Raw genomic sequence first — 15910 nt, 5'->3', positions numbered from 1 at the left:
GAACGTCTTCTTCCGTGACACCCGCACCCTCGTCGAGACCCCATCAGCGTCCCAGCTCACGGGGTCTCGGCGAGCGTCGTGCCGCTGAGCACCGGGGCCGTCCGGGCCGTGGGCACCGACACCCCGGACCGACCGCGGCCGGTCCCCGCCGGACGGGCCGGTCCGGCAATCCACCGAGCAAGGGCGAGCATCGCCACCTTGCGGCCGACGCCGTCGCCGCAGTTGAACCTGAGGAGCTGTTCGTGCACCGCACAAGACCCGTGGGTCACCCCCGATCCCTGCGCATGGCCGCACTCGCGATTTCCCTGACCGCGGGCTCCGCACTCATGACGGCGTCACCGGCGTCCGCCGTCACCGGCCCCGCCGTGGCCGACTCCGACACCACTCACGCGTACACCGCCCAACTGGTGATCGGCGACCACGACCGCGGCTGCTCCGGCGTCCTGGTCGACACCGAGTGGCTGCTCACCGCCGCCAGTTGCTTCGCCGACAGCCCCGCCGAGAGCCTCGCCGTGCCCCCGGGCAAGCCCGCCCTGGCCACCACCGCGACCATCGGCCGCGCCGACCTCGACGGCACGGGGGGCGCGGTCCGCACGGTCGTGGAGCTGGTGCCGCGCACCGACCGTGACGTGGTCCTGGCCCGGCTGAACCGCCCGGTCACCGATGTCACCCCGCTCGCCCTGGCCACCACCGCCCCCACCGCCGGTGAGCAGCTGACGCTCGCCGGGTACGGCCGCAGCGCGTCCGAGTGGGTGCCGTCGAAGCTGCACACCGGGTCCTTCTCGGTGGACGCCGCCGAGGCCACCACCGCGACGGTGACGGGCCAGGACGGCGCGGCCGCGTGCATGGGCGACACCGGCGGCCCGCTGGTGCGCACCGTGGACGGCACCCAGCGGCTGGCCGCCCTGAGCAGCCGCTCCTACCAAGGCGGTTGCTTCGGCATCGACGCCGCCGAGACCCGCACCGGCGGCGTGGTCGCCCGCGTCGACGACCTGGGCTCCTGGGTGGCGTCCGAGGCCGGAGCCAACCGGATCACCGACTTCAACTGCGACGGCGTGGAGGACGTCGCCGTCGGTGACCCGATGGCGGACGTCGACACGCACGCCAAGGCGGGCCTGGTGAGGGTCGTCTACGGCGGCGGCAAGGGCACCGCCGAGATCACCCAGGACCTCGACTGGGTCCCGGGCAGCTCCGAGGGCAACGACCAGTTCGGCACCTCGCTGGCCGTCGTCGACTACGACGAGGACGGCTGCAGCGACCTCGCGGTCGGCACTCCGCGCGAGAACCTGGGCGAGGCCGTCGACGCGGGCATGGTCGACATCCTGTACGGCGGCCGGGGCGGTCTCGGCACCTCGGCGACCAAGGCCACCCACTTCGAGCAGGGTGCCGGAGGCGGGACCATCGGCGCCTCCGCGTCGGAGACCGGCGACCTGATGGGCCAGGCGCTCGCGGCCGGCACCACCGCCGCCGGTGAGCCGTTCCTCGCCATCGGCGTGCCGGGCGAGAGCCTTGGCTCCGCCGCCAAGGCGGGCCAGGTCTACTACGTCCGGGGCGGCACCAACGTGGGCATCCACCAGGACCGGCTGGACGTGCCCGGGGCCGTCGAGGCGAACGACGGCTTCGGCGCCGTGCTCGCCGCCGACGCCAACCACCTCGCCATCGGAGCGCCCGACGAGGCCATCGGCGCGGATGCCGCCGCCGGCAACCTCGCGGTCTTCTCGCACACGCTGAACAGCGAGAAGCGGCCCACCCCGCTGTTCGGTCTCGACCAGGACCTGGACACCGTCTCCGGCGGTGCCGAGGCCGGCGACCGCTTCGGCGCCGCCCTGGCCCTCGCCCCGTACCGCCCGTCGGGCGCGGCGCGCGCCGACGAGTCGATCCTCGCGGTCGGTTCACCGGGCGAAGCCCTGGACGTGAACGGCGTCTCCAAGGCGGAGACGGGCAGCGTCCTCACCTTCCGGATCACCGCCGCGGGCGCCTACACCCAGCTCGACGGGTACTCCTCCGGCACCGCTGACGACGACGTCTCCGGCACCTCCGAGGCCGGTGACCACTTCGGCGCCACCCTGACGGCGATCAACACCGCGCCGCGCGCGGTGAGCACCGAGGCGACCATGAAGATGGCCGTCGGCATCCCGGACGAGGCGATCGGCTCGGCGGCCTCCTCCGGTGCCGTGCACGTCTTCTCGATGCTCGGTGCGCCCGGCGCCAACGACAAGTGGATCGAGTCCGGCGACGGCGACGGCATCCCCGGCGCGCCGGGCGCGGACCAGCGCCTGGGCTCCAGCATCCACTTCACCGGCACCCACCTCTACGTGGGCATGCCCTACGGTCCGACGGCCACCGGCGCGCTCTACGCCCTGCCGATGTCCAACGTGACCCTCGGCGAGCCCAACGCCGCGGTCACCGCCTACCAGCCGGGACAGGGCGGTCTGCCCGCCTCCGGCACCGACTTCGGGTACGTGGCGCGGTAGTCACCGCACATCTCTCCGTGGCGCGGTAGTCACCGCGCACCTCTCAGCCGGCCGTGGCGTCCAGCGCCACGGCCGGCGCGTTCACCGGGCGCGGCACGCCCGACGGGTCGAGCACGAACAGCGCGAGGTCCAGCAGGTCCGCACGGGCGCGGGCGTCCCCGGCGTATCCGGCGAGCGAGAAGTACACGCCCCGCGCCGACTCCGCCATGGCCGTCAGCCACAGGCACTCCACGTCCCGCACCGAGGCCGGGCCCGCCGTCGGATCCACCTGGACGACGATGCCGGGCGCGGCCAGCCCGATGCCGGCCAGGGGCCGCTGGTCGGCGCGGCGCACGTCCCGGTGGCCCAGGCCGCGCAGATACAGCACGGCGGCGGTGACCGCGTCGCGGGCGGTGCGGATCGGCACCGCCCGGTGCGCCGGGACCCGTGATCCCGGGGCCCGCCCGGACCGGCCGGCCGCGGCGGTGTCCACCGGCACGCACAGCACGGTCCCGCAGGGGCAGCCCAGCTCCGGCCGCGGCCACCGGCTCTCGGCCCCGCAGGCCGCACAGCGCACCCCGATCCACTCCTCGTCCCACGCCCGGTGGGTGACCGCGGTCGCGGCCCCGCGCGGATCCAGCTCCGGGGCGACGGGCGCCCCGCAGGCACAGGGGTACGACGGTGCCGTGTAGCGGTGCCGGCGCCCGCAGGCGGTGCAGCACACCGAGATGGTCTCGGACATGACCCCCATGGTCCTCTCTTGACGGCCTCCGGCCGCCCACTTACATTACTTCCAGATCGTAGAAAACAAATTTCGCTATACGGAAGTTGCTACGGAAGAAGCTCACCGCGGGGCGCGACGGGAGTGCGAATCCGACAGCCGGATCAGGAGTACTCGATGGCTCGTATGACCGCTGCCCGAGCGGCAGTTGAGATCCTCAAGCGCGAGGGCGTCACCGACGCGTTCGGTGTGCCCGGTGCGGCGATCAACCCCTTCTACGCGGCGCTCAAGGCGTCCGGCGGCGTCCAGCACACCCTCGCCCGCCACGTCGAGGGCGCCTCGCACATGGCCGAGGGATACACCCGCACCCACCCCGGCAACATCGGCGTCTGCATCGGCACCTCGGGCCCGGCCGGCACCGACATGATCACCGGTCTGTACTCGGCGACCGGCGACTCGATCCCGATCCTGTGCATCACCGGCCAGGCGCCGACCGCGGTGATCCACAAGGAGGACTTCCAGGCCGTCGACATCGCCTCCATCGCCAAGCCGGTCACCAAGATGGCCGTCACCGTCCTGGAGGCCGCCCAGGTCCCCGGCGTCTTCCAGCAGGCGTTCCACCTGATGCGCTCCGGCCGGCCCGGCCCGGTCCTGATCGACCTGCCGATCGACGTCCAGACCACCGAGATCGAGTTCGACCCGGAGACCTACGAGCCGCTCCCGGTCTACCGGCCCACCGCCACCCGCGCCCAGATCGAGAAGGCCATCGGCCTGCTCAACGCCGCCGAGCGCCCGCTGATCGTGGCCGGCGGCGGCGTGATCAACGCCGACGCCGCCGACCTGCTCGTGGAGTTCGCCGAGCTGACCGGCACCCCGGTCGTGCCGACCCTGATGGGCTGGGGCATCCTGCCCGACGACCACGAGCTGAACGCCGGCATGGTCGGCCTGCAGACCTCGCACCGCTACGGCAACGCGACCTTCCTGGAGTCCGACTTCGTCCTCGGCATCGGCAACCGCTGGGCCAACCGCCACACCGGCAAGCTGGACGTCTACACGGCCGGCCGGAAGTTCGTCCACGTCGACGTCGAACCGACCCAGATCGGCAAGATCTTCGCCCCGGACTACGGCATCGCCTCCGACGCCAAGGCGGCCCTGGAGCTGTTCGTCGAGGTCGCGCGCGAGCTGAAGACGGCCGGGAAGCTGCCCGACCGCTCCGCCTGGGCCGCCTCCGCGCAGGAGCGCCGGGCCACCCTCCAGCGCCGTACCCACTTCGACGACATCCCGATCAAGCCGCAGCGCGTCTACGAGGAGATGAACAAGGCCTTCGGCCCGGAGACCCGGTACGTCTCCACCATCGGCCTCTCGCAGATCGCCGGCGCCCAGATGCTGCACGTCTACCGCCCGCGGCACTGGATCAACTGCGGCCAGGCGGGCCCGCTCGGCTGGACCGTGCCGGCCGCCCTCGGCGTCGCCAAGGCCGACCCGGACGCCCAGGTCGTGGCGCTCTCCGGCGACTACGACTTCCAGTTCATGCTGGAGGAACTGGCCGTCGGCGCGCAGCACAAGATCCCTTACGTGCACGTCCTGGTCAACAACTCCTACCTGGGCCTGATCCGCCAGGCGCAGCGGGCGTTCGACATCGACTTCCAGGTCAACCTGGAGTTCGAGAACATCAACTCGCCCGAGCTGGGCGTCTACGGCGTCGACCACGTCAAGGTCGCCGAGGGCCTGGGCTGCAAGGCGATCCGGGTGACCGACCCGAACGAACTGGGCGCCGCCCTGGAGCAGGCCAAGAAGCTGGCCGCCGAGCACCGGGTGCCGGTCGTCGTCGAGGCGATCCTGGAGCGCGTCACCAACATCTCCATGTCGGGCACCAACGACATCTCCAACGTGGTGGAGTTCGAGGAGGTGGCCACCGAGCCGGGGCACGCCCCGACCGCGGTCAGGACGCTGAAGGTCTGACGGACCCGGCGCCGAGTGCCGAGAACGGCCCGTTCCTCTCCTCGGGGGGACGGGCCGCTCTCATGTGTGTGCGGACCCCATGTGCGTGGGCGCGTGCGTGGGCCTCATGTGCGTCGGCCCCATGTGCCGGGGCCCCATGTGCGCGGACCCCATGTGTACGCGCTCAGTCCGAGCCGCCACCGCCCCCGCCCCCCGAGCCGCCACCGCCCGCGTGGTCCCCGGGGCCCGTGCCGTCCCGGTCGCCCGGGACCGAGTCCTCGTACTCGTCACGCCACCGCAGGAACCTGCCCCGGCCCAGGGAGAAGCGCACCCCTGCGGCCGGGGCGCCCGGGGCCGTCAGCCCGGTCCGCAGGGCGAAGCGCGGCAGGAGCAGGCGCAGGGCGGCATCGCCGTGCAGGGCGACCGCGAGCAGCGTGTCGTCGTCCGTCAGCCCGTGGCTGACCGACGGCAGCGGGTGCCGTTCCCGCCACAGCTCCAGACGCCGGCGGGCGCCGCGGGTCGGCCGGAGCCAGGGGTGCCCCAGCAGCCCGTCCTCCGCGAGCGGGATCCGCGTCAGCGCCACGGCGAGGCGTACGTCCGGGTGCCGGACCAGCTCACGGGCGGTGAGCGGCTCGTGCAGACAGTCCAGCAGCGTCCCCTCGAACGGTCCCAGCCCGTCCGGCTCCGGCCCCGCGGCGATCAGCGTCCGGCGCGGCCCGTTCTCCACGGCGCCCAGCAGGTGCAGGGCGACCAGCGCCACCGTGACCGCGGCCGGCGGCCCGCCGCCCAGCAGCGCGATCTGGTGCGGCTCCCACCCGATCTCCGTGACACCGTCCACGACCCCACCCCCGTGCGCCCCGTGTTGTGCCGGGGTTGTGCCCGCTGCCGGGGGCTCCTACGCCCGTTCTCAGCCACCGTGGTGCTCGTGCAGCCCGGGCCAGTCCTCCGGGCCGCCGCCCTGCCACTCGACCAGGTCGCTGTCCTCCACGTCGGTCACGTAGAGGTCGGCCAGCCGCAGCAGTTCGGCGACGTCGTCGATGTGCGAGGCGACGCCCAGCGTCTCCGCGCCGGAGGTGACCCGGCGGGAGCCGTCCAGGGCGGGGGAGTGGACGACGATGTGCGGACGCTCGGGTGGGTGTGCCGTAGCCATGCTTCCAGGCTGCTGCGCGGGAGGGGAATCCGCACCCGGTGAACGCCGAGCAGCGCCGGATGCGGGACCGTCCGCATCCGGCGCTGCTCAGCCGGTGAAGGTTCTTGGCGGGGAGTGCTCCCCGTGGTGCCGTTGGTGTCCGTCCGGCGGCGCGAGGCTGGGCGCGACAGGTCGTTCGCGCCGCCGGACGGGGTCGTGGGGCCTCTCGGCAGCGAGAGGCGGGTGGCTGGGACCGCGGCGGTTGCGACGGGCCGGAACGGCTCCTCCCCTCAGGTCGTAGGAGGAGCGTCCGTGCCCTTCACCACCGCACTGGCTCGCAGGCCGCCGCGGTCCTCGCCCTGCCCGCGCCGGCACCCGGCGGTCACCCCTCATCCGGGCCGCCTCGGTGCCTGCGCGGGCCGCGCACACGGCCCCGGCCTCCCCGCCGGGTTCCGTGCGCGAGCCGTCGGGTCAGTCCTCGCGCAGGGCGCGGACCGCCTCCTCGACGCGCTTGCCGTACTCGGGGTCGGCCGCGTGGAAGTGCGCGAGGTTCTTCTCCACCACGTCGTTGCGGGAGACCTGGGACAGACCGCCGGCGAGGTTCGCGACCAGCCGCTGCTTCTCGTCCTCGCTCATCAGCCGGTACAGCGCGCCCGCCTGCACGAAGTGGTCGTCCTTGGTGTGCAGCGGCGCCTCGTGGGTGCCGGTGTGGCCGGACACCGGGAGCGGCGCCGCCAGCGGGCGGCCGGTCTCGGCCGGGCCGTCGTAGGAGTTCGGCTCGTAGTTCTTGGCGTGCCGGCCCTGCGCGTTGGACGCCATCAGGCCGTCGCGGCCGTAGTTGGCGGCGCCGCCGGGCACGGCCTTCGGGGCGTTCACCGCGAGCTGGGTGTGGTTGACGCCCAGGCGGTAGCGGTGGGCGTCCGCGTAGGCGAACAGCCGGCCCTGGAGCATCTTGTCGGGCGAGGGGCCGATGCCCGGAACGAAGTTGTTCGGGGAGAACGCGGCCTGCTCCACCTCGGCGAAGACGTTGTCCGGGTTGCGGTCCAGGACCAGCCGGCCCACCCGCTTGAGCGGGTAGTCGGCGTGCGGCCACACCTTGGTCACGTCGAACGGGTTGAAGCGGTAGTTCGCCGCCTCGGCCACCGGCATCAGCTGCACGTGCAGGGTCCAGGACGGGTACACGCCCCGCTCGATCGCCTGCACCAGGTCCGTCTGGTGCGAGGTCGGGTCCTCGCCCGCGAGCTTGGCCGCCTCGTCGGCGGTCAGGCAGCGGATGCCCTGGTCGGTCTTGAAGTGGTACTTGACGAAGAAGGACTCGCCCTTGGCGTTCGTCCACTGGTAGGTGTGCGAGCCGAAGCCGTCCATGTGGCGGTACGACGCCGGGATGCCGCGGTCGCCCATCAGCCAGGTCACCTGGTGCGTGGCCTCGGGGGAGTGCGCCCAGAAGTCGAAGACGTTGTCCGGCTCCTGACGGCCGGTGAACGGGTCGCGCTTCTGCGAGTGGATGAAGTCGGGGAACTTGATCGGGTCCTTGATGAAGAACACCGGGGTGTTGTTGCCGACGAGGTCGTAGTTGCCCTCCTCGGTGTAGAACTTCACCGCGAAGCCGCGCGGGTCGCGGACCGCGTCCGCGCCGCCGAGGGAGTCGGCCACGGTGGAGAAGCGCAGGAAGACCTCGGTGCGCTTGCCGACCGTGCTCAGGAAGTCGGCGTGCGTGAAGCCGGTGACGTCGTCGGTCACCTCGAAGTGGCCGTAGGCGCCGGAGCCGCGGGCGTGCACCACGCGCTCCGGGATGCGCTCCCGGTTGAAGCGGGCGAGCTTCTCGATCAGGTGCTGGTCCTGGATCAGGAGCGGGCCGCCGATGCCGGCGGAAGCGGAGTTCTGGTTGTCGGCGACCGGGGCGCCGGACTCGGTGGTGAGCACGCGCTGCGACATCGTGGACCTTCCGTGGCCTTGCAGACGAGGGTTCAGCGGAAGCAGTTGGATGGAAACTGTTTTCCGCTTCGTGGAGCCTAGGATTGGGACAGTGGCACGTCAACAGTTTGTTGAAGTGGGTTCCGGGCGGCGCCGCCGCTCGGGCGCGACATGACAGGTGTCAGCGGCGGCGCCGCCCGGAGGTCTCGGGGCGGTCCGTCAGACCTGGGCGCCGGAGAGGCGCTCCACGGCCCGCAGCAGGGCCGAGTGGTCCAGGCCGCCGTCGCCCTGGGTGCGCAGCGACGCGACCAGCTGGGCCACCACGGCGCCCACCGGCAGGGCGGCGCCGACGTTGCGGGCGGCGTCGGTGACGATGCCCATGTCCTTGTGGTGCAGGTCGATGCGGAAGCCCGGCTTGAAGTCGCGGGCGAGGAAGTTGTCCTTCTTCCGCGTCAGCACGGTGGAGCCGGCCAGGCCGCCGTTCAGGACGTCCAGGGCGGCCTTCAGGTCCACGCCGGACTTCTCCAGGAAGACCACGGCCTCGGCGCACGCCTGGATGTTCACGGCGACGATCAGCTGGTTGGCGGCCTTCACGGTCTGGCCCGAGCCGTGCGGACCGCACAGCACGATGGTCTTGCCGAGCGCCTCCAGCAGCGGCTTGGCCGCGTCGAAGTCGGCCTGCTCACCGCCGACCATGATGGACAGCACGGCCTCGATCGCGCCGGCCTCGCCGCCGGAGACCGGGGCGTCCAGGACGCGGACGCCCTTGTCCTTCGCCGCCTTCGCGAGGTCCACCGAGGTCTGCGGGGTGATCGAGGACATGTCGATCAGCAGCGCGCCGGACTTCGCGTTCTCCAGGATGCCGTCGGGGCCGTAGGCGATGGCCTCGACCTGCGGCGACGCGGGCACCATGGTGACGATCACGTCGGCGTCGCGCACGGCCTCGGCGATCGAGCCGGCCGCGGTGCCGCCGGCGGCGGACAGGCGGTCCAGCTTCTCCTGCTCCAGCGTGAAGCCGGTGACCTGGTAACCCGCCTTGATCAGGTTCTCGGACATGGGCGAGCCCATGATGCCGAGACCGATCCAGGCGACCTTGGGGAGCGTGCTCATGATGGGTACCTCTCTGGCAATTCTCTGGAAAGTTCTGCGGACGGCGCTCAGCGGGCCGCGCGGGCCCCGGCCGGCAGCCAGGAGAAGGCCTGGGCGCTGGGGGCGTCGCCGGGCTTGTACTCCAGGCCGACCCAGCCGTCGTATCCGGCCTTCGCGAGGCGGTCGAGCAGGTCCTCCAGCGGGAGGGAGCCCGTGCCGGGGGCGCCGCGGCCCGGGTTGTCGGCGATCTGGACGTGACCGGTCTTCGCGGCGTAGGCGTCGATCACCTGCGGCAGGTCCTCGCCGTTCATGGACAGGTGGTAGAGGTCCATGAGGAACTTGGCGTTGCCGAGCCCGGTGGCCTCGTTGACCTTGTCCACGACCCCGATCGCGGCCGGTGCCGACACCAGCGGGTACTTCGGCGACTCGGGCTCGTTGAGCGCCTCGATCAGCAGGATCGCGCCGATCCGGTCGGCCGCGCGGGCCGCGAGGACCAGGTTCTCCAGCGCGAGCCGGTCCTGCTCGGCGGGGTCCACCCCCTCCACGCGGTTGCCGTACAGGGCGTTGAGCGCCGTGCAGCCCAGCGACTTCGCGAAGTCGGCGGCCACGTCGATGTTGGCGCGGAAGCGGTCCGACTCCTCGCCGGGGACCGACAGCGCGCCGCGGTCGGGGCCGGGCAGCTGTCCGGCGTAGAAGTTCAGCCCCGTGAGCCGGACGCCCGCGTCCTCGATGGCCGCCTTGAGGGCGTCCAGCTCGGACTGCTCGGGGGTGGGCGAGTCGATCCAGGGCCACCACAGCTCGACCGCGGTGAAGCCGGCCGCCGCGGCGGCCGCGGGGCGCTCCAGGAGCGGGAGTTCCGTGAAGAGGATCGACAGGTTGACGTTGAAGCGCTGGTCTGCGAATCCCATCGGGTGCCGCGCTCCCTTCCGTTTCGATCGATGTTCCGCATTACGGAAGTTCGTTTCTGCGTAATGGAAGATTGCCGGTGGAGCGCGGCCCTTGTCAAGAGGGGCGGCGCAAAGCGGTCACCCCCGCGTTAGGTTGACCGGGTGCGATTGAGAGTGGAGTTCACGACCGAACCCTTCGACCTGGACGAGGCGCCCGCCCACGCGGTGGTGGCCCGGGAGGTGGTCGAGGCCGCCGAACTGGACGCGGTGGACGTCGGCCCGTTCGGCAACACCGCCGAGGGCGGCGCCGACCAGGTGCTCGCCGCCGTGGACGCGCTGCTGCGCCGCTCCCTGGCGGCCGGCGCCACCCGGATCTCGCTCCAGGTCAACGTGGTCGCAGCGGGCGCCGAAGGGCAGGGCGAGCGGTGACCGGCCCGGCCGAGGAGCCGTTCATCGCGGCGGTCAAGCCCCTGGTCGACGCCATGGGCGGCGAGCTGCTGCCGCCGGACGAGGCCGGGCTGGAGGACGTCGTGCTCTCCTGGGAGGGCGCCGACGTGGTCGCCGTGCGCCTGCCCCAGCTCGCCGACTCCCTGGACCACATCCTGGCCGCCATGGAGCGCCGCCAGGGCAGGCCCCTGGCCGACCTGGACCGCAGGACCAAGCAGGAGGTCGTACGGACCCTGGAGGCGCGCGGCGCCTTCGCCGTGCGGCACGGCGTGGAGACCGTCGCGAGCGCCCTCGGCGTCAGCCGCTTCACCGTGTACAACTACCTCAACCGCGAGAAGGGCACCTGACCTGCACGGTTCCTCCGCGTTCGAAGCCGCCGTCCGGTAACCGGGCGGCGGCTTTCGTAACACCGAATTTTCAACAAAGTGTTGACGCGTTGTTTCCGAGGGCGTTAGCTATCGGCACGCCCGCTCAGCACAAGGCCACGGAGGCTCCCGTGACGTCCACTTCCGCGTCGGGCCTGGCCCGCTTCAACACGCTCGGGGAGTCCTCGGCACGCGCCGAACTCCACGAGGTGTGCGCCGCCACGGCGTGGGCCCGGCACCTGCTCGCCGCCCGCCCCTTCGCCACCGTCGAGGACCTGTACGCCGCAAGCGACGCCGCCATGGCCGAGCTGAGCGCCGAGGACCTCGCCGAGGCGATGGCCGGGCACCCGCCGATCGGCCGCCCCAAGCCGGGCGATCCGACCTCGTCCCGCGAACAGGCGGGCATGGCCGGCGCCGGCGAGGACCTCAAGGCGGAGATGCTCGAACTGAACCTGGCCTACCAGGAGAAGTTCGGCCACGTCTTCCTCATCTGCGCCACCGGCCGGACCGGCGAGCAGATGCGCGACGCCGTCAAGGAACGGATCGGCAACTCGCCCGAGCAGGAGCGGGAGATCGTCCGCACCGAACTGGGGAAGATCAACCGCATCCGCCTGACCCGACTCGTCGAACAGGACGCCTGACCATGAGCACCAGCACCACCGCCTCCGTGTCCACGCACATCCTGGACACCAGCGTCGGCCGCCCCGCCGAGGGCGTCGCCGTCCGGCTCGCCGCCCGCTCGGGGGCGGACGCGGACTGGCAGGCACTCGGCGGCTCCGCGACCGACGCCGACGGCCGGTGCAAGGACCTCCCGGCCCTGCCGGAGGGCACCACCCACGTACGGCTCGACTTCGACACCGAGACGTACTTCGCCAAGAAACAAGCCGCGGCCCAGCAGGACGCCCCCGCGCTCCGGGACAGCGAGAACGGCCGGCCGGTGTTCTTCCCCGAGGTCACCATCACCTTCGCGGTGGTGCCCGGCGAGCACTACCACGTTCCGCTGCTGCTCAACCCGTTCGGCTACTCCGTTTACCGAGGGAGCTGACCGACACCATGACCCGTTTCGTCCTGGGACAGAACCAGTACGGCAAGGCCGAGAACCGAGTCGTCAAGATCACGCGTGACGGCGACACGCACCACATCAAGGACCTGAACGTCTCCGTCGCCCTGTCCGGCGACATGGAGGAGGTCCACCGCAGCGGTTCCAACGCCAACGTCCTGCCGACCGACACCACCAAGAACACGGTGTTCGCCTTCGCCAAGGAGCACGGGATCGAGAGCGCCGAGGACCTCGGCGTCAAGCTCGCCCGCCACTTCGTGGACAACAACGAGCCGATTCACCGGGCCCGCATCCGCATCGAGGAGTACGGCTGGGAGCGGATCGAGACCTCCAAGGGCGGCGCCCGCTTCGTCGGCTCCGAGGAGATCGCCCACTCCTTCGTCCGCAAGGGCCAGGAGACCCGCGTCGCCCAGATCACCTACGACGGCCACGGCATCCAGGTGCTGTCCGGCTTCAAGGACCTCACCGTCCTGAACTCGACCAACTCCGAGTTCTTCGGCTACCTGAAGGACAAGTACACCACCCTCCAGGAGGACTACGACCGCATCCTGGCCACCACCGTCTCCACCTGGTGGCGGCACAACTGGGACGGCGTCGACTCGCACGCCCCGGACTGGGACCGCTCGTACAACGGGGTGCGCAAGCACGCGCTCCAGGCCTTCGCCGAGACCTACTCGTACTCGCTCCAGCAGACCCTCTTCGAGATGGGTGTGCGGGTACTGAACTCGCGCGACGAGGTCGACGAGATCCGCTTCTCGATGCCCAACAAGCACCACTTCCGCTCGGACCTGTCGCCCTTCGGGATCGACAACGAGGCCAAGGACGGCGCCGTCTACTACGCCGCCGACCGCCCCTACGGCCTGATCGAGGCCACCATCCTGCGCGACGGCGCCGAGCAACTGATCCCGGTCGACATGACCAACCTCTGACGCGGGACGCGCGCCGCCGGCCCGGCCGCCCGGGCCGGCGGCGCGTCACACCGGAGGGAACACCATGGCACAGCCTGCAACGGAGCCGGCGAAAGGCTCAAGTTCCACCCCGTCATCACCGGAGCACACCGAGGACGCCGTCACGTCCGTGCACCCGGTGGACGAGAAGCTCCACCCCTCGCGGCTCGTCCCCGCCGCGCTTCAGCACATCGCCGCCATGTACGCGGGCGTCGTCACACCTCCGCTCATCATCGGCCAGGCCTGCGGCCTCGACATCGAGGGCCGCACCCGGCTGATCGCGGCCTCGCTGCTGATCGCGGGCGTCGCCACGCTGCTCCAGACCCTCGGCGTCAAGGGCTTCGTCGGCAACCGCCTGCCCTTCGTCAACGCCGCCTCCTCGGCCGGTATCGCGCCCATCCTCGCCATCGTCGAGACCAACGCCAAGGGCAGCCAACTCCCCGCCGTCTACGGCGCGGTGATGGTCGCCGGCGTCTTCTGCCTCGCCGTCGGCCCGTTCTTCGGCCGACTGCTGCGCTTCTTCCCGCCCCTGGTCACGGGGGTCGTCATCACCCTCATCGGCGTCACGCTGATGCCGGTCCCGGTGGGCTGGGCCCAGGGCGGCGACAAGACCGCCGCCGACTTCGGCTCGATGCGCAACCTCGCGCTCGCCGCCTTCACCCTCGCGGTCATCCTCGTCGTCCAGCGCTTCGGCAAGGGCTTCGTCAAGCAGGTCGCCCTGCTCCTGGGACTGTTGGTCGGCACCCTGGTCGCCATCCCCTTCGGCATGGCCGACTTCAGCGCCCTCGACTCCGCGCCCGTCGCCGCGCTGCCCACCCCCTTCGCCTTCGGCGCCCCCGAGTTCCAGCCCGCGGCCATCCTGTCGCTGTGCATCGTGATGCTGGTCCTGATGACCGAGTCCAGCGCCGGCATGCTCGCCCTCGGCGAGATCTGCGACCGCCGCGCCGACGCCAAGGTCATCACCCGCGGCCTGCGCACCGACGGCCTCGCCACCCTGGTCGGACCCGTCTTCGGCGGCTTCCCCACCTCCGCCTTCGCGCAGAACGTCGGTGTCGTCTCGCTCACCCGGGTACGCAGCCGCTACGTCGTCGCCGTCGCCGGCGCCACCCTGCTCGTCCTCGGCGCCTTCCCGGTCCTCGGCGCGGTCGTCTCCCTGGTCCCGATGCCGGTCCTGGGCGGTGCGGGCATCGTGCTCTTCGGCTCCATCGCCGTCAGCGGCATCCGTACGCTCTCCGAGGCCGGACTCGACGACAGCTCCAACATCATCCTGGTCGCCGTGGCGCTCGGCGCGGGCATCATCCCGCTGGCGGCGCCGACCTTCTACGCCGAGTTCCCCGCCTGGGCCCAGACCGTGCTGGGCTCCGGCATCAGCGCCGGAGCGATCGTGGCGGTCGCCCTCAACCTGTTCTTCCACCACCTCGGCACCCGGAGCCGCCCACCGGTTCCGGCACTCAAATCCTCCTAGGGTCCTGCCGTGCCCTCCCCGTGGGTACTCCACTCCCCGCCCACGGGCCCCACCGAAAGGCAAGGAAGAAGCAGCATGGCAGCATCAGCGGCGACCGGACGCACGGTCATCGAGAACTGTGCGATCGCCACCGTGGACGCGGGCGACACCGAGTACGCCTCCGGGCACCTCGTGCTCGCCGGCCACCGCATCGAGTCCGTCGGCGCGGGCGGGGCACCCGAGGGCCTGGAGAACGTCGTGCGCCGGATCGACGCGACCGGACACCTGGCCACCCCCGGACTGGTCAACACCCACCACCACTTCTACCAGTGGCTCACCCGGGGCCTGGCCACCGACCACAAGCTGTTCGACTGGCTGGTCGCCCTCTACCCGACCTGGGCGCGCCTCGACGAGCCGATGGCGTACGCGGCGGCCCAGGGCTCCCTCGCCATGATGGCCCGCGGCGGCGTCACCACCGCCGCCGACCACCACTACATCCACCCGCGCGGCGCCGGCGACCTGTCCGGCGCGATCGTCCGCGCCGCGCGCGACATGGGCGTCCGCCTCACCCTCGCCCGCGGCTCCATGGACCGCGGAGAGTCCGACGGCGGGCTGCCGCCGGACTTCGCGGTGGAGAGCCTGGACGACGCGCTGGCCGCCACCGAGGCCACCGTCCGGGAGCACCACGACCCCGCCTTCGACGCGATGACCCAGGTCGCCGTCGCGCCCTGCTCACCCTTCTCCGTCTCCACCGAACTGATGCGGCACAGCGCCGACCTGGCCCGCCGGCTCGGGGTGCGGCTGCACACCCACGGCTCGGAGACCGTGGAGGAGGAGAAGTTCTGCCACGAGCTGTTCGGCATGGGGCCCACCGACTACTTCGAGTCCACCGGCTGGCTCGGCGAGGACGTGTGGATGGCGCACTGCGTCCACATGAACGACTCCGACATCGCCGCCTTCGCCCGCACCGGCACCGGCGTCGCCCACTGCCCGTCCTCCAACGCCCGCCTGGCCGCGGGCATCGCCCGGGTCCCCGACCTGCTCGCCGCCGGCGTCCCGGTCGGCCTCGGCGTCGACGGCACCGCCTCCAACGAGTCCGGCGAACTCCACACCGAACTGCGAGGCGCCCTGCTGATCAACCGCCTCGGCCCGCACCGCGAGGCCGCGCTGGACGCCCGCAAGGCACTGCGCCTGGGCACCCACGGCGGCGCCCGGGTCCTCGGCAGGTCCGCCGAGACCGGCTCCCTGGAGCCGGGCAAGCTCGCCGACCTGGTGCTGTGGCGCATGGACACCCTCGCCCACTCCTCGATCGCCGACCCGGTGACCGCCCTGGTGTTCGGCGCCCCCGCCCCGGTCACGGCGTCGTTCGTCAACGGACGGCAGATCGTCGAGGACGGCAGGCTGCTCACGGTCGACGAGGACGCCGTCGCCCGCTCCACCCGCAACCAGGCACGGCGCCTGGCACGGATCGCCGCCCAGGACTGAAGCCCGCGCAACACCCGTACAACAGAAC

The 15910-nt window shown here is 71.9% G+C and carries 15 protein-coding genes; 9 read left to right on the top strand and 6 right to left on the bottom strand.

Going from position 1 to position 15910, the window contains the following annotated elements:
- The first annotated feature begins 284 nt into the window (after positions 1–284).
- The gene (locus K7854_RS28515) at positions 285–2474 is read left to right on the top strand and encodes a trypsin-like serine protease (protein ID WP_226029430.1); all 2190 of its coding nucleotides are present in this window, start codon (positions 285–287) and stop codon (positions 2472–2474) included.
- Positions 2475–2517: 43 nt separating this feature from the next.
- Here K7854_RS28515 and K7854_RS28510 read toward each other — a convergent pair whose 3' ends face one another.
- A complete protein-coding gene (locus K7854_RS28510) occupies positions 2518–3204 on the bottom strand; it encodes a hypothetical protein (RefSeq protein ID WP_226029429.1) in 687 nt (228 codons plus the stop codon).
- Between the two features lie 147 nt (positions 3205–3351).
- Between K7854_RS28510 and gcl the strand changes: the two genes are divergently transcribed.
- Positions 3352–5136, top strand: coding sequence for a glyoxylate carboligase (gcl, locus tag K7854_RS28505; RefSeq protein WP_226029428.1), 1785 nt, complete (start codon positions 3352–3354; stop codon positions 5134–5136).
- A gap of 163 nt (positions 5137–5299) precedes the next feature.
- Here the strand turns inward: gcl and K7854_RS28500 are convergent, their stop codons facing one another.
- The 5 genes from K7854_RS28500 to K7854_RS28480 form a co-directional block, all read right to left on the bottom strand.
- Entirely contained in the window at positions 5300–5953 is a 654-nt protein-coding gene (locus K7854_RS28500; RefSeq protein ID WP_226029427.1) for a DUF2207 domain-containing protein, read from the bottom strand.
- Positions 5954–6022: 69 nt separating this feature from the next.
- On the bottom strand, positions 6023–6265 hold the full coding sequence (locus K7854_RS28495; protein WP_226029426.1) for a hypothetical protein: 243 nt from the start codon (positions 6263–6265) through the stop codon (positions 6023–6025).
- 450 nt (positions 6266–6715) lie between these two features.
- Complete coding sequence (locus K7854_RS28490) at positions 6716–8179, bottom strand: catalase (protein WP_226029425.1); 1464 nt, start codon at positions 8177–8179, stop codon at positions 6716–6718.
- A 198-nt stretch (positions 8180–8377) separates the two neighbouring features.
- Positions 8378–9268 (bottom strand): 2-hydroxy-3-oxopropionate reductase, encoded by an 891-nt coding sequence (locus K7854_RS28485; protein ID WP_226029424.1) that lies wholly within the window; start codon positions 9266–9268, stop codon positions 8378–8380.
- A gap of 47 nt (positions 9269–9315) precedes the next feature.
- On the bottom strand, positions 9316–10155 hold the full coding sequence (locus K7854_RS28480) for a TIM barrel protein (protein ID WP_226029423.1): 840 nt from the start codon (positions 10153–10155) through the stop codon (positions 9316–9318).
- A gap of 141 nt (positions 10156–10296) precedes the next feature.
- Here K7854_RS28480 and K7854_RS28475 point away from each other — a divergent pair, with 141 nt between their 5' ends.
- The 7 genes from K7854_RS28475 (at position 10297) to K7854_RS28445 (ending at position 15882) form a co-directional block, all read left to right on the top strand.
- A complete protein-coding gene (locus tag K7854_RS28475; protein ID WP_226029422.1) occupies positions 10297–10563 on the top strand; it encodes a YkoF family thiamine-binding protein in 267 nt (88 codons plus the stop codon).
- The gene (locus K7854_RS28470) at positions 10560–10928 is read left to right on the top strand and encodes a helix-turn-helix domain-containing protein (RefSeq protein ID WP_226029421.1); all 369 of its coding nucleotides are present in this window, start codon (positions 10560–10562) and stop codon (positions 10926–10928) included. The genes K7854_RS28475 and K7854_RS28470 overlap by 4 nt, the downstream gene beginning before the upstream one ends.
- A gap of 149 nt (positions 10929–11077) precedes the next feature.
- Positions 11078–11587 (top strand): 2-oxo-4-hydroxy-4-carboxy-5-ureidoimidazoline decarboxylase, encoded by a 510-nt coding sequence (uraD, locus tag K7854_RS28465; protein ID WP_226029420.1) that lies wholly within the window; start codon positions 11078–11080, stop codon positions 11585–11587.
- A 2-nt stretch (positions 11588–11589) separates the two neighbouring features.
- Complete coding sequence (gene uraH, locus K7854_RS28460; RefSeq protein ID WP_226029419.1) at positions 11590–11991, top strand: hydroxyisourate hydrolase; 402 nt, start codon at positions 11590–11592, stop codon at positions 11989–11991.
- Positions 11992–11999: 8 nt separating this feature from the next.
- Positions 12000–12935, top strand: coding sequence for a factor-independent urate hydroxylase (gene pucL, locus K7854_RS28455; RefSeq protein WP_226029418.1), 936 nt, complete (start codon positions 12000–12002; stop codon positions 12933–12935).
- A gap of 64 nt (positions 12936–12999) precedes the next feature.
- Positions 13000–14418, top strand: coding sequence for a nucleobase:cation symporter-2 family protein (locus K7854_RS28450; protein ID WP_226029417.1), 1419 nt, complete (start codon positions 13000–13002; stop codon positions 14416–14418).
- A gap of 75 nt (positions 14419–14493) precedes the next feature.
- Positions 14494–15882, top strand: coding sequence for an 8-oxoguanine deaminase (locus K7854_RS28445; RefSeq protein ID WP_226029416.1), 1389 nt, complete (start codon positions 14494–14496; stop codon positions 15880–15882).
- Positions 15883–15910: the final 28 nt, after the last annotated feature.

The sequence above is a fragment of the Streptomyces hyderabadensis genome (assembly GCF_020404845.1).
Taxonomy (GTDB): domain Bacteria; phylum Actinomycetota; class Actinomycetes; order Streptomycetales; family Streptomycetaceae; genus Streptomyces; species Streptomyces hyderabadensis.
The sequence above is the reverse complement of the archived record's forward strand: the minus strand, read 5'-3'. Positions and strand labels throughout refer to the sequence as shown.

What these genes read in the sequence shown, in the direction of transcription:
- K7854_RS28515 (WP_226029430.1), top strand. Translation starts at nt 285, where the DNA reads ATGGCCGCACTCGCGATTTCCCTGACCGCGGGCTCCGCACTCATGACG.
- uraH (WP_226029419.1), top strand. Translation starts at nt 11,590, where the DNA reads ATGAGCACCAGCACCACCGCCTCCGTGTCCACGCACATCCTGGACACC.
- K7854_RS28510 (WP_226029429.1), bottom strand. Translation starts at nt 3,204, where the DNA reads ATGGGGGTCATGTCCGAGACCATCTCGGTGTGCTGCACCGCCTGCGGG.
- K7854_RS28490 (WP_226029425.1), bottom strand. Translation starts at nt 8,179, where the DNA reads ATGTCGCAGCGCGTGCTCACCACCGAGTCCGGCGCCCCGGTCGCCGAC.
- K7854_RS28445 (WP_226029416.1), top strand. Translation starts at nt 14,494, where the DNA reads ATGGCAGCATCAGCGGCGACCGGACGCACGGTCATCGAGAACTGTGCG.
- pucL (WP_226029418.1), top strand. Translation starts at nt 12,000, where the DNA reads ATGACCCGTTTCGTCCTGGGACAGAACCAGTACGGCAAGGCCGAGAAC.
- K7854_RS28450 (WP_226029417.1), top strand. Translation starts at nt 13,000, where the DNA reads ATGGCACAGCCTGCAACGGAGCCGGCGAAAGGCTCAAGTTCCACCCCG.
- K7854_RS28480 (WP_226029423.1), bottom strand. Translation starts at nt 10,155, where the DNA reads ATGGGATTCGCAGACCAGCGCTTCAACGTCAACCTGTCGATCCTCTTC.
- K7854_RS28485 (WP_226029424.1), bottom strand. Translation starts at nt 9,268, where the DNA reads ATGAGCACGCTCCCCAAGGTCGCCTGGATCGGTCTCGGCATCATGGGC.
- K7854_RS28495 (WP_226029426.1), bottom strand. Translation starts at nt 6,265, where the DNA reads ATGGCTACGGCACACCCACCCGAGCGTCCGCACATCGTCGTCCACTCC.
- gcl (WP_226029428.1), top strand. Translation starts at nt 3,352, where the DNA reads ATGGCTCGTATGACCGCTGCCCGAGCGGCAGTTGAGATCCTCAAGCGC.